This is a genomic window from Paenibacillus sp. FSL K6-1566 (assembly GCF_038050475.1).
Classification (GTDB): domain Bacteria; phylum Bacillota; class Bacilli; order Paenibacillales; family Paenibacillaceae; genus Paenibacillus_AQ; species Paenibacillus_AQ lactis.
Genome location: NZ_JBBOSR010000001.1, coordinates 3,174,880 through 3,188,717 on the forward strand (window position 1 = coordinate 3,174,880; position 13,838 = coordinate 3,188,717).

Sequence of the window (13,838 nt, forward strand, 5' to 3'; positions counted from 1 at the left end):
ACGATGCAGCAACGATTGGTGCCATCTTCGGCTGAAGGGGGCCGTATCCGGCAAAAAAGGCGGTTTGAATGGTTTTCCCTGATCAATGCCATTTTCTTGATTTTGATCTCGCTGATTTGCGTTCTTCCTTTGATTCACATCATTGCGGTTTCCTTTAGTTCCAGCGCGGCGGCTTCGGCGGGATATGTGAAGCTGTGGCCTGTCGACGTGACGCTGGCTTCCTACATGTATACGGCAAGCCGCCACGAGTTTTGGGATTCGATGCTGGTGTCGCTCACGAGGATCGGCTTGGGCACTCCGCTTAATTTGCTGCTGACCGTGTTGATTGCCTACCCGTTATCGAAAGAGACACGTTCTTTTCGGCTTCGGAGCGCGTACGCTTGGATCTTTTTCATCACGATGCTGTTTAATGGCGGCCTGATTCCTTGGTATTCAACGATAAAAGAATACGGCATGCTGGATACGATATGGGCATTGATTTTGCCGAGCGCGGTTCCCGTGTTCAGCGTCGTTCTGCTGCTTAATTTTTTCAGGGAAATTCCGAAGGAGCTTGAAGAGGCGGCGCTCATCGACGGAGCGAGCCACTGGCGGACCATGTGGTCGATTTTTGTCCCGATATCCAAGCCTGCGCTTGCCACGCTTGCTTTGTTTTCCATGGTTGAGCACTGGAACAGCTGGTTCGACGGACTGCTGCTGATGGGAGACCCGTCCAATTATCCGCTGCAAAGCTATATTCAAACGATCGTAATCCAGCAAAACCTGTCGAATATGTCGAGGGACGATATGCTGAACCTGGCGCTGATCTCCGATCGGACGCTGAAATCGTCGCAGATCTTTCTCGGCTCGCTTCCGATTATTTTGGCATACCCGTTCTTGCAGAAATATTTCGTAAAGGGCATCGTTCTCGGAAGCGTGAAGGGCTAAGGGCTAAGGACACAGCGCAAGTCGATGTTGCCCGCCATAAGTCTGGCTGCCCTGACGAGATGTAGGCTATAATCGAATAAAAAATGCTGGGGGCAATGCCATTGATGTTCCGACGGGACTTTTCACTGCGCAATACGATATTTCTCCGGTTGATCGTGACGTTTCTGCTCATTATGGTGCCGATTCTGTTATTTGCCGTGTATCTTTACCATTGGAACGTGCAAACGGCCAGCTCCGACATTACCAAGACGGCAGCGGCGCAATCCGAATTCTACCTGACCGATCTGGAAAACGAAATCGAACGCATGAAAATGCTGCAGTACAGCCTGCTGGAGGATGAAAACCTGAATGAACTGGTCCTGACCTGGGAGACGATGGCGACGATCGCCCGTACCGAGAACATGAATTCGTTGATCAAGCGGCTGTATACTGTTCAGAACAGCAGCATGTATATCAAGGATGTCAGTGTTCATATCGCGGCTATCGGCCGCACGATTTCAGCCGGAGATGGGGTGCGTGAATTTAGGCCCGAACGCTTCCGGGAAATCCGTTCCGTCTTTGGCAGCGGCTCTCAGCTCATTGAATGGAACGGAGGCTTGTTCCTTGGCGCCATGAAACAGCGGGGTATCAAAAGGGCAGAGCCGCTGTTCACGGTCGAGATCGAGCTGGACGAGCAGCGGCTGCAGGAAGCGCTCGCCCAATTCAATACGTACCCCGGCAGCGGAACGCTGCTCCTGTCGGACAGCGCCAAGGTTGCCGTCGCGAACGGGACAGGGGAGCTGGCTAACGTTAGCCTCCCCCTTTTCCTGCGGGAAATCCCGGCGCTCCTGGAGGACACTCCTTCGCGGCTGACCGTAAACGGGAACCGATACTATGCCGTGCAGGCCCACTCGCCGGAGCTAGCGCTGTCGATCTATCGTTTCATTCCCGAGAAGGTCGTACAGAAGCCGCTGAGCAAGTTCTACAAATGGGCATGGGGATTTGCCGCAGCGGCGCTGGGGATATTTGGCGTTTTTGCGCTGTCTACCTATAAGTTCATCCACAAACCTATGCTGGCTTTAGTTAAAGGCTTCAGAAGGATCGAGCACGGGGATCTGAGCATCCATATCGCCCATGAATCCAAGGACGAGTTCAGGTACTTATACGGCAGGTTTAACCAGATGGTGGACAATTTGCGCTCTTTGATCGATCAAGTCTACAAGCAGAAAATCATGACGCAGCGGGCGGAGCTGAAGCAGCTGCAATCGCAAATCAACCCGCACTTTTTATATAACAGCTTTTTTATCCTGAATACGATGGCCAAGACGGGAGATACGGAACGGATCGAACAATTTACGACGCTGCTCGGGGAGTATTTCGAATTCGTGACGAGGAATGCATCGGATTTGGTTGCATTGGAGCAGGAAGTTCATCATGCGAGAATGTATGCAGAAATTCAGGAGCTACGGTTTTCGAGAAGGATTCAGGTACGCTTTGATCCGCTGCCGGATGAGCTGCGGCCGCTTCCCGTGCCGCGGTTGATCGTTCAACCGATCATTGAAAACGCATTCAAGCACAGCCTAGAAAAAAAGACGAAGAATGGTTTGATTGTGGTGCGATTCGAAGGGGCGGACGGCCAGGCTCGCGTCATCGTGGAGGATAACGGAGACCGGTTGACGGACGAGGCGCTGGAGCAGATCCGGAAGTCCTTGTATGAGGAACAGGACCAGGCCGAAACGACAGGGATGGTGAACATTCATCGCCGGATCCGCATCACATTCGGGGAGGATGCCGGATTACGGACAGAACGTAGCGAGCTTGGGGGGCTTGCCGTAACAATACTTCTTGGCGATGGAGGTGAACCGTCAAGTGTATAGAATGTTGATCGTTGACGACGAAGAAATTATCACCGATGGGCTGGCGGATATTTTCGGAAAATTGAACCTTGACCTGGACATCTACAAAGCCTATTCGGGGCAAGAGGCGCTGGAACTGTTGAACCGGACGCGGGTCGATGTCGTACTATCCGATATCTGCATGCCAGGCATGGACGGCCTGGAGCTGATGGAAACGATACGTCTCAATTGGCCGCAGTGCAAAATCGTGTTCCTGACAGGGCATAACGACTTCAATTATGTCTATCAAGCGATTCAAGCGCCGGACGTGCAATACGTGCTCAAAAACGAAGGCTACCCGAAATTGATCGCGGCCGTCGAGCGAGCGCTCAAGGAACTGGAAGAGACGCTGCGGGCGAATGATCTGATCCGGCGGTCGAAAGAGCAGCTGGATACGCTGGAGACGCTTGCCCACGGGGACTATTTTCGAAATTTGTTATTCCACGACGTGCTCTTCGAACGGGAATTGGAGGAAGACTTCAGGCGCCTGCAAATTCCGCTGGATGCGTCCATGCCGATTCTGATCGGGCTGGGCAGCGTAACGTCTGGCGGGTCCGCGGGAAGATCCCCCACGTATGTCGACCGTCGGGAGACGGCGCTTGCGGTTAAGTTTCTGGCAGAGGCTTTCCTGGCAGAGCGGACGAGCAGCATCGGTTTCATCGATCGATACGGGGATCTGATCTGGCTCATCCAGCCCAAGCGGTGGAGCGGATCGGAATGGACGGACGCTTTCGCACAGACGGTCATGTTTCTGGAGGGAACGTTTGAGCTGATTCAGCAATCCTGCCTGGAATCGCTTGAGGCGTCGGTAGCCGTGACACTATGCGGTGAGGCATTCGCCTGGGAAGGACTGCCTGCCATATACGATAAAATGAGACGGTACCAGCATGATCGGACCGGTGACGGAACGCGGATGGTCCAGAAGGTGTTTCCGAGCGAGGAAGCCGCGCCGTCCGCTACGATTCTTAACAGATCCTTGCGCGATAAGTTCGAGACGCTGGCCGTCCATTTGGAAGCCGGCAGAAGAGAGGAGTTCATGGGGCTGTTCGATGACTTGACCGAACCGGCAGCTTACGAACTCGAGCGGGGGGATCCCAATATGACGGAGCTTTGCTATACGGTTGCGCTTGTGCTTCTGTCTTACATCAATCGGTGGGAAATCCGTGAGATCGGTTCGTTCGGCCTGATGAAGCTGGAAGACTATCGTTCGTGGAGGGAAGCCTTCGGTTATTTGAAAGGCGTTGCTGACGTTTTGTTTTCACTCCGGAAAAGCGGAGAACAGAAGAGGGCTGCCGGCGTCATTGAAAAAATTTGTTCATTCATTGAACAAAACCTCAGCGAGGATCTGTCCCTTGTCAGGCTGGCGGATGAATTTCATTTCAATCCATCTTACTTATCAAGGCTGTTTAAGCAGGAAAGGGGCGTCAATTTATCGGATTATATGGACGAACTCAGGATTCGCAAAGCGAAGGAGCTTCTGAAGAGGGAAGAACTGAAGATAGCCGAGGTCGGTGGTTTGATCGGATACGAAATGCCGCAATCGTTTACCCGTTTTTTTAAAAAATGGACCGGCCTGACGCCGCAGGAATACCGAACCGTCAGGCTAAGCCGCGATGGAGCGCAATAAGTGCAGCGACCAGGCGTATGGCCAGGCAGCAGTCCTTGGATAACCCAAGGACTTATTTGCATTGGGCTGGCAGATTAGGAGGCGACCATCTTCCGATATTCGTTCGCGCTTACGCCGGTATAGGATTTAAATCGCTTATAAAACCAGTCGATTTCGGTATAGCCCACCTCATTCGCAATTTCGTAAATCTTCAGATCCGTTTGCTCCAGCAGCATTTTCGCTCTTTCCATGCGCTGAATGAACAAATATTCGTTAAAGCTCATATTTTCATGGTTTTTGAACTTTTGGCCAAGATAGGAGCGGTTGAAATGGAATTTGCTTGAAATGTCTTTGAGCGTAATATTTTCGTGCAGCTTTTTCCCCACATATTCCTTGACCCTGTGAATGACGTCATCCTCAGTGCGGCGTTGGTTCGCGTTAACAGCAGCTACGCTTTTCACCAGTTCTTCAGCCGGCAACGTGCTGGGTACGTAATCGCTTACCTGCAGCTGCAGCGCTTTGCGGATGAAGGCAAATTCCATGGTATCCTCGACAACAATGATGGGCAAACGGCTTACCCTCCGGATCCGGCCGCACAGCTCCAGCCCTTTCTTGGGGCTGCCGTTCATGTTGATAACCGCCAGTGAATAGCCGTTCTCCTCAATCCGATGCAGCGATGACTCAGAATCATCATCGCAAATTTCCATGTTCATCCCGCATTTGCCCCAATCCTGCAGGCGAAGCGCATCATCGGAGCAGCAGCCCAGATTGATATACAGTAACTTAGACATGATGACTCCCTCCCCATATATTGCGATAAGCGGAATATCCATTAAATTGGTTACGCTTACATTATGTTGTCCGGCGCCCCATTTCCACAATGTGCTTTTCTTTGCATTGCTAACCGTTCTTTACTTCTTGCAAAGCTTGGGTTGAAAAAGCTCGGCGGACAAGCCGTTGCAGGAGACGGCCTTCTAGCGTTTCAGGGGTAGAATATCTCGATTTCCCCAGGTTGTTGCATGGAAATGTAAGCGCTAAACTTTGGATGAATCTGGACCAAACATCAAACGTTGAGGGGGATTAAAGATGCGTGTTCGCAAATTATTGGTTCTGTTATTAGGATTGGTTCTGCTGCTTGCAGCCTGCAGCGGAGGCTCGGGTAACCCAAGCAGCGGCACCCAAGAAACCGTGGAATCGGAGACGAATAGCGGCACTGAAAACGAGACGTCGAAGGAACCTGGCGAGACGGAAAACAGCGGAGGGGAGGAGGAGGAAGTTTACAGAACGCCGGATATGGATTTCGATTTAGGCGGTAAGACGATTAAAGTCGTCTCTTGGTGGGATATGACGAATCAGGAAAGGAATCCGGACGAGATTGCAAAAAAGAAGAATTTGGATGCGCTCATGGAGAAGCATAATTTCAAAATCGAATATATCGCCATCGACTTCGGCGAATACCAAGAGAAAGTTACGGCTTCCCTGTTAGCCGGCGAGCCGATCGGCGATATCGTACGATTGGGCAAAAACTATACGATTCCGGCGCTTGTCAAACAGGACTTACTTTGGCCGATCGATGAGTATACGAAAAACGTTCGGGCTTTCGATCAATTGGCATCGAATCAAATCTTCACTTACGAAGGCAGAGGCTATGGGTTTAGCGAGACCCGTGGAAACACTGTCCAAGGCATTTTCTATAACCGTACGCTTATGAATCAACTGGGCTTAAAGCCGCTTCAGGATTATGTGAATGAGGATCAATGGAACTGGGACACGTTTATTCAAGTGGCCAAGGATTCGAATAAGGATACAAACAATGACGGAAAGTTAGATACCTGGGGCCTCGCGAATTCATCCCTGATCGAGCATGCACTTTATTCCAACAACACCGGGCTTACAAAAGAGAACAAACAGACACTTGAAGATCCCGCGACATTGGAAGCCCTGAACTTTGTTTCCCGGTTGGCTACGGAGAAGATCGCCAGACCGACGGAAGGCGGCGATTGGAGGGAGCCGAGCCAGTTTTTCCGCCAAGGCAACACGTTAATGTATGCAGGGGCACTATATGAGCTTGGCGGAATCAAGACGGATATGCCGGATTTCGATATCGGCTTCGTACCGTTCCCGAAAGGACCGAACGCGACAACCTACCATACCTTGGAAGGTGCATATCAGGCGTTGGCGATTCCGAAATCAGTCGAGAATCCGGAGCAGCTCTTATATATTTGGGAGAAGATCAATGACATCGATTCCATATATGAGTATCCGGACCAAGCCGATTATGAGACCGTGTTTTCGACAGAGGACGACCTTAACAACGCGCGACTGGCTGCGCCTAACCTGATCGTGCTGGAACATGGCTCCTTTCCGAAACTTCCATATTGGGAATTCGTCGGCGAGCTGAATGAAGGAATATCCGTTTCCACCGTTGTTGAGAAATACAAGTCAACGTTCCAAGCGGCTATTGACGAAGTATATGGCAAGTAACCTTGAACATTAGCCGAAGAACCGATCGTCCCTGCGCAGCGCATTGCTGCGGCAGGGACTGTCATTGGATGGATTAACCGTATGGGAGGGAGAGAAATTGAACACCAGGAAGAAGCGTTTCGGTAGCGCCATACTTGTCATCGTCCTATTTTTTTTGTCTCTATGGGCCTTCTACCCTTCGAAATCGACAAACCAAGGCTTCGTTCAAGCGATCTCCGACTTTGAAGCGGTCATAGAAACGGAAGGGCAGGACGGGTACAGCCAGTATTTAGACGCCCATGCATCGGCGAGCCGCCCGGACCGCATCGTCCGCATCGAAGGCGAGTCCTTTGTATCAACCTCCGGGGAGGGATTCGAGATCGCGGAGAAATTACACGGCTCCGAAGGGAAATCCGTGATCACGCCAGAGGCAGGCTCTATCTCATGGGACTTGAACGTGGAAGAACCGGGCTTATACCATGTCCGGATCCGATATTATCCGATTGAAGGGAAGAGCTCGGCGATCGAAAGGCAATTCTCTATCAATGACAAGGTGCCTTTCAAGGGAGCGGATATCGTGCTATTCGACAGAGTATGGGGAAACCGGGACGAGGAAATCAGGCAGGATAACCGCGGAAACGATCTGCGGCCAAGGCAGATCGAGCAGCCTTCCTGGCAGCTTGCGCCGCTCTCCGATCGGTACGGCTACTATGATGAGCCGTATTCCTTTTATTTTGACAAGGGCAAGCAGAAGCTTACGCTAACGTCCTTGCGGGAGCCGATGGCCATTGATTATATCGAGCTGTACCAGGATCATGCCTTGAGAACATACGAGGAGCTGGCGAATGAATATGAGTCCGAGGGCTTGGAGCCGACCCGGGATCAGTACATTCTGATCCAGGCGGAGGATGCCAAGCGGAAATCGTCGCCGACCTTGTATCCTACATCCGACAGATCCAGCCCGACCGTTGAGCCGTACGACGTTTCCAAAATCAGAATCAACACCATCGGAGGCGTTAACTGGAAGCTGCCGGGGCAATGGATCGAATGGGAGTTCGAGGTGGAAGAAGACGGTTTGTACCAAATCGCCTTGAAGCAAAAGCAGGACCAGCTCCGGGGCGTATTTGCCACACGAAGCCTTATGATCGACGGGGAGTTTCCCTTTGAGGAAATGAAACGAATCCGCTTTCATTATGACCGCGATTGGCAAATGAACGTGCTGGGCGAGGAAGAACCTTATTTATTCCATTTCACCAAAGGGACGCATCAGATCCGAATGATGGTGTCTCTTGGCGAGATCGCGCCGCTCTTGCAGACGATAGAATCCAGCGTGCTGGAACTGAACGAAATGTACCGCAAAATACTAATGATCACCTCCAATACGCCGGATCCGTTCCGGGATTATCAATTGGAGAAGCGGATTCCGGATATGGTGGAGGTGTTCACCGAGCAGGCCGAAATCATTCAAAGCGTGGCCGATTACCTGGAAGAAGCGACAGGCGAGCGAAGCGACAAGGTGGCCGTTCTGCACTCAATGGTGCACCAGCTGAACGAGCTCGCCGAAAATCCCGAAACCGTCGCCAAGCGCTTGGACACGTATAAGGTGAACGTGGGCGGTCTCGGAACCTGGATGCTGCAGATTAAAGAGCAGCCTATCTCGCTTGATTATCTAATCGTTCATTCGCCGGATCGCAAGCTGCCCAAACCGGACGCGTCGTTTTTCGAGGTCGCGGGCCATGAGTTAGGCGCTTACGCAGCTTCGTATACGGAAGATTATGACACCATCGGGAACGCCGGCGATGAAGAAGATGCCATTACCGTGTGGATAACGACCGGACGCGATCAGGCGCAAGTACTGAAAGCATTGATCGACGACACGTTTACGCCTGAGTCGGGTATTCCGGTGCATCTCCGGCTTGTTCCGGGAAATATCCTTCTGCCAGCCACGCTTGCCGGTGAAGGTCCGGATGTCGCCATGCAAATCGGCGAGGACGTGCCGGTCAACTACGCGATGAGGGGCGCTGCAGCCGATTTAACGAAATTCGATGATTTCGAAGAGGTGGTCACCCGATTCCGCGACAGCGGGCTGGAGCCGTACAAATATAACGGCGGGGTTTACGCCTTGCCTGAGCAGCAGACCTTCCCGATGTTGTTTTATCGCAAGGATATTTTGGAGGAACTTGGCTTGAAGCCGCCCGCGACCTGGCAAGAAATCTATGACTTGATTTCCGTGCTTCAGAAGCACAACATGCAATTTTATTTGCCGCTGGAAGCCACCAACGCAAGCCTGGTCCCGAATGCGACGTTCGCGATGCTGCTGTACCAGAACGGCGGGCAGTTTTACCGCGATAACGATACGAAGAGTGCACTCGACTCGGATATCTCCATGGAGGCATTCAAGAAGTGGACGCAGTTCTATACCAGCTACAAGTTCCCGCTGCAAGCGGATTTCCCGAACCGTTTCCGGACCGGGGAAATGCCGATCGGGATTGCGGATTACACGACGTACAACATGCTGACGGTCATGGCCCCCGAGATTAAGGGGCTGTGGGATTTCACGATTGTGCCGGGGACTGAACGCGAGGACGGTACCGTGAACCACGAGGTTGCCAGCCATACGACAGCCGTCATGCTGCTTCAAAATTCGAAGAGCAAAGCGGCCGCTTGGGAATTTCTGAAGTGGTGGACCGACAAGGAGACGCAAATTGCGTATGGTCGAGAGATGGAAGGCTTGATGGGAGAGGCTGCCCGCTATCCGACGGCCAACATCGAAGCGCTGGAGGAGCTGCCATGGCCGGTGAAGGATTATCGGAATTTGGATAACCAATGGCGGTGGGTACGAGGCATTCCGCAGGTGCCCGGAGGATATTTCACAGGCCGGCATTTGGACAATGCTTTCAGGAAAGTGGTAAATGCCAGCGAAAATCCGCGCGAAGCCTTATCCGATTATATTTTGTACATTAACGATGAAATCGAGATCAAGCGGAAGGAGTTCAATTTGCCATATTAACAGGGGAGGTGCGGTAGTCAATGCAAGGAGAACCAGTAATTCAAACCGTAAAGAGCCCCAAAGCGAATGTGCAGAAGAACAGCCGTTGGGTCTCTTTCATAAAAGAGTTGAAGCGAAGCAAGCACTATTATTTGCTGATGAGTCCGTATATGATTATTTTCTTTCTGTTTACGGTCATTCCGGTGGTCTTTTCCTTTGCCCTAAGTTTCTTCTATTTCAACATGCTGGAATTTCCGAGATTCGTCGGTTGGCAAAATTATTCGAGGCTGTTTCTGAATGATGATATCTTTATGATCGCCTTGAAGAATACGCTGATGTTCGCCGTCATTACCGGTCCCGTCAGTTATATCGCCTGTTTTGTATTCGCATGGATCATTAATGAATTGTCGCCCAAAGTGCGGGCGTTCATGACGTTGGTCTTTTATGCGCCATCGATATCGGGCAACGTTTACTTCATTTGGCTCATCATCTTCTCAGGTGACAGCTATGGGTATTTAAACGGGTTTCTGATGAAGGCCGGCTTTATCCTGGAACCGATTCAATGGCTCCTGAATGAAAACTATATTCTATGGATCGTGATTATCGTACAGCTTTGGCTGAGCCTGGGCACCAGCTTTTTGGCGTTTATCGCCGGCCTGCAAACGATCGACAAGTCGCTGATCGAAGCGGGGGCGATGGACGGCATCAAGAATCGCTGGCAGGAGCTCTGGTATATTACGCTGCCGTCCATGAGGCCGCAGCTGATGTTCGGGGCCGTGATGCAGATCACAACCGCATTCGCGGTCGCGGATATCTCCATCGCGCTCGCCGGGTTTCCGAGCGTTAACTATGCGGCGCACACCATTGTCACCCATCTGATGGACTTCGGCACGATCCGCTTCGAACTCGGCTACGCATCGGCCATTGCGACGTTCCTGTTCTTGCTGATGGTCGGAACCAACAAATTAACGCAAAAAATGTTGAGAAGGATAGGTGAGTAACGTTGGCTGCGAAAATGATTCGATATTTCCGGCTGCCGAGAACGCTGAACCGTTCTTTGCCCGTTAGCATTTTGCTGTTTGCGCTGCTCGCCTTGTTCGGAGCCTTCATGGCATTGCCCTTGATTTACGCGGTGAACAACGCATTCAAACCGCTGGACGAATTGTTCATATTCCCTCCGCGGTTCTTCGTGAACAATCCGACGATGGATAATTTCCTGGATTTGATGGTGTTAATGGGGAATTCGTGGGTACCCTTATCGCGTTATTTCGCAAACACGCTGTTGATCACCATCATTGGCACGGCTGGACATATCCTGCTGGCGTCTGCAGCAGCCTATCCGCTGGCCAAATACCGGTTTCCCGGCTCAAGGGCGCTGTTTTCGATTGTGGTGCTCGCCTTGATGTTTTCGCCCCATGTTACGGCGATCCCCAACTATATGGTCATGTCTTGGCTGGGTTGGATCAATACGCATGCCTCCATCATCGTGCCTTCCTTGGCATTTCCGCTTGGGCTGTTTCTGATGAAGCAATTCATGGAGCAGATTCCCGATGCCCTGCTTGAGGCAGCCAAAATCGACGGGGCCAGCGAATATCGGATTTACTGGTCCATTGTGATGCCGAACGTGAAGCCTGCCTGGCTGACGCTAATGATTTTACAATTTCCGGCACTTTGGGGCAGCGATGGGGGCAGCTTCATTTACAGCGAGCATCTGAAGACGTTACATTTCGCGCTCGGACAGATCACGGAAGGCGGAATCGCAAGAGCCGGCGTCGGCGCGGCTGTTGCACTGCTCCTGATGATCGTTCCCATTACGCTCTTTATCATCTCCCAGAGCAGTGTCATGCAGACGATGGCCACTTCAGGGATGAAGGACTAGAAAGGAGGCATGTCAGATTGATGAACAGCTTGCGCAAACTGAAAACGCCTCTCCTCATCATGATCTGCTGCTTATTGGGGGTTGGGGCAGGAGCGGGGAACGTAAGCGCCGAGAGCGCCTCGGACTCCTATATTTATTCTTATTGGGGCGATGCTGCAGCAGCGCCGGCCGCTTATGTGGCGGCTGAATTGATAAGCGGCTCGGATCTGGGGACGGGTGCTTTCCAAGAGCCGAGCGATCTTCACGTCACCGCCGACAATCGCGTATACGTGCTGGATTCCGGCAACAATCGGATCGTTGTGCTGGACCATGATCTAAAGCTGGTAACCACCGTGGATTCCTTCACAAGAGAGGGCGAGCCGGATACATTTCTACAACCGCAAGGAATCTTCGTGACTGATGACGGCGAGGTGCTCGTAGCGGACACTGGAAACAAACGGGTGGTTCACTTGGATTCGGATTTTCAACTGATCAAGATCATCGATTCGCCGGAGTCGGAGCTACTGCAGGATTCGTTTAAATTCGAACCCGTCCGGGTCGTCATGGACCATGCGCAGCGAACTTACATCATGGCTGCCGGCGTGTTTGACGGTTTCATGGAATTCGATGCCGAAGGGGCGTTTACTACCTTCATCGGCGCGAATCGCGTTTATATCGATCCGATCGAATATTTCTGGAAGCAAATCTCGACCAAGGCGCAGCGCAGTCAGATGGTCATGTTTACGCCTACGGAGTTTACGAATCTGGATATTGACTCGGAAGGGTTCATCTATGCCACGAACGGGGACCAGTGGGGAAATAACATTAAGAAGCTTAATGCGCAAGGCAGCGATATTTTAAGAAGAACGGGGTATTCCGACCCGCAGGGCGACATTCTTTACCTCAGCAGCGAAGGTCCTTCTAAGCTGATCGACATCGATGTTACCGACAGCGAGATATACTCCATTCTCGATGGCAAGCGGGGACGGGTGTTCACTTACAACGGGGACGGACATCTGATGTACGTATTCGGCGGGCTGGGGAACCAAATGGGCCAATTTCATACGCCGGCCGCCATCGACCGAATCGGCGAGGATTTTCTTGTATTGGATAAAGCGCTTGGCGAAATTACCGTCTTCCGAACGACCGAATACGGTCGAACGCTGAATGAAGCCGTCAAAAGCTACTATCGTGGCGAGGAAGAGACCGCTTTTGCGTTGTTTAATCGAACGATCGCCATGAATGCCAATCTGGAATTCGCCTATGCGGGGATCGGCAAAGCCTTGCTTCGTCAAGGCGATTATAAGGGTGCCATGATGCATTTCAAACGCAGCTTGGATCAGAAAAACTATTCGAAAGCATTCCTGCTATACCGCAAAGCGGTCATGAGGGAACATTTTCCGTTGATCATGACCATGCTGTTCTTGGCCGGAATCGGGATATTTGCCGCATCCAGGCTTCGGAAAGTGAAGGAACGAAGAAAGGGGGCTTCCGCATGAGCAGGGAATGGATTCGGTTTCCCCTAAATCTCATGGTTCATCCCTTTGAGGGCTATTGGGACCTGAAATACGATCGCAATCGAAAATTCACGTTGATCATCTCGTTTTGCGTATTGTTTCTGGTTGCCGTTACGAACATTTTGGGGAGCCAGTACAGCGGTTTTCTAGTCCATGTGTACAATCCCGAGAGCATGAACAGCGTCATGGAAATCGTATATGTGATCGTGCCGATCTTGTTCTGGTGCGTGGCTAACTGGTCGCTTACGACCTTGATGGACGGCGAGGGCAAATTCGTCGAAATTTTTACGTCGACCTGCTTCGCGCTCCTGCCGCTCGTGATCATACAGTTTCCATGGATCTGGCTCAGCAATCTCGTGTCGCTGCAAGAGACCGCCTTCTATTATTTTTCCAACTCCGTTGCGGTTCTCTGGTTCGTTTATCTGCTGTTTGTCGGCAATATGACGGTGCATCAGTTTTCCCCGTCCAAAACAATCGGAATTATGATGCTCACCCTGGTCGCCATGGGGTTTATGGCTTTTATCAGTTTGCTGTTTTTCAGCTTGGTCCAACAGATCGTGGCCTTTATTTCCGTCATCTATCAAGAATTGGTCATGAGAACTTAAGG

10 protein-coding genes are annotated in these 13,838 nt (G+C 51.6%); 9 read left to right on the forward strand and 1 reads right to left on the reverse strand.

All coding sequences use genetic code 11. The annotated features are described in order from the left end of the window. The first annotated feature begins 3 nt into the window (after positions 1-3). The 3 genes from NST08_RS14025 (at position 4) to NST08_RS14035 (ending at position 4,425) form a co-directional block, all read left to right on the forward strand. Positions 4-924 carry a carbohydrate ABC transporter permease gene (locus tag NST08_RS14025; RefSeq protein ID WP_007130200.1) on the forward strand — a complete coding sequence of 307 codons (921 nt, stop codon included), beginning with the start codon at positions 4-6 and terminating at the stop codon, positions 922-924. A 104-nt stretch (positions 925-1,028) separates the two neighbouring features. Then, positions 1,029-2,780, forward strand: a complete 1,752-nt coding sequence (locus tag NST08_RS14030; RefSeq protein ID WP_007130199.1) for a sensor histidine kinase — start codon at positions 1,029-1,031, stop codon at positions 2,778-2,780. 1 nt (position 2,781) lies between these two features. Further along, the gene (locus NST08_RS14035) at positions 2,782-4,425 is read left to right on the forward strand and encodes a response regulator transcription factor (protein WP_244152710.1); all 1,644 of its coding nucleotides are present in this window, start codon (positions 2,782-2,784) and stop codon (positions 4,423-4,425) included. A 74-nt stretch (positions 4,426-4,499) separates the two neighbouring features. On the opposite strand, the gene NST08_RS14040 is transcribed toward NST08_RS14035, so the two are convergent. Next, a complete protein-coding gene (locus NST08_RS14040) occupies positions 4,500-5,195 on the reverse strand; it encodes a response regulator transcription factor (protein ID WP_007130197.1) in 696 nt (231 codons plus the stop codon). A gap of 295 nt (positions 5,196-5,490) precedes the next feature. Here NST08_RS14040 and NST08_RS14045 point away from each other — a divergent pair, with 295 nt between their 5' ends. From NST08_RS14045 to NST08_RS14070, 6 genes are all read left to right on the forward strand, one after another. Continuing rightward, a complete protein-coding gene (locus NST08_RS14045) occupies positions 5,491-6,888 on the forward strand; it encodes an extracellular solute-binding protein (RefSeq protein ID WP_341341872.1) in 1,398 nt (465 codons plus the stop codon). A gap of 97 nt (positions 6,889-6,985) precedes the next feature. Then, positions 6,986-9,877 carry an extracellular solute-binding protein gene (locus NST08_RS14050; protein ID WP_007130195.1) on the forward strand — a complete coding sequence of 964 codons (2,892 nt, stop codon included), beginning with the start codon at positions 6,986-6,988 and terminating at the stop codon, positions 9,875-9,877. A gap of 20 nt (positions 9,878-9,897) precedes the next feature. Continuing rightward, positions 9,898-10,857 carry a carbohydrate ABC transporter permease gene (locus NST08_RS14055; protein WP_007130194.1) on the forward strand — a complete coding sequence of 320 codons (960 nt, stop codon included), beginning with the start codon at positions 9,898-9,900 and terminating at the stop codon, positions 10,855-10,857. Positions 10,858-10,871: 14 nt separating this feature from the next. Further along, complete coding sequence (locus NST08_RS14060; protein ID WP_181469880.1) at positions 10,872-11,735, forward strand: carbohydrate ABC transporter permease; 864 nt, start codon at positions 10,872-10,874, stop codon at positions 11,733-11,735. Between the two features lie 17 nt (positions 11,736-11,752). Further along, a complete protein-coding gene (locus NST08_RS14065) occupies positions 11,753-13,213 on the forward strand; it encodes a hypothetical protein (RefSeq protein WP_445669836.1) in 1,461 nt (486 codons plus the stop codon). Continuing rightward, entirely contained in the window at positions 13,210-13,836 is a 627-nt protein-coding gene (locus tag NST08_RS14070; RefSeq protein ID WP_007130191.1) for a Yip1 family protein, read from the forward strand. Before NST08_RS14065 ends, NST08_RS14070 begins: the two co-directional genes overlap by 4 nt. Positions 13,837-13,838 lie beyond the last annotated feature (2 nt).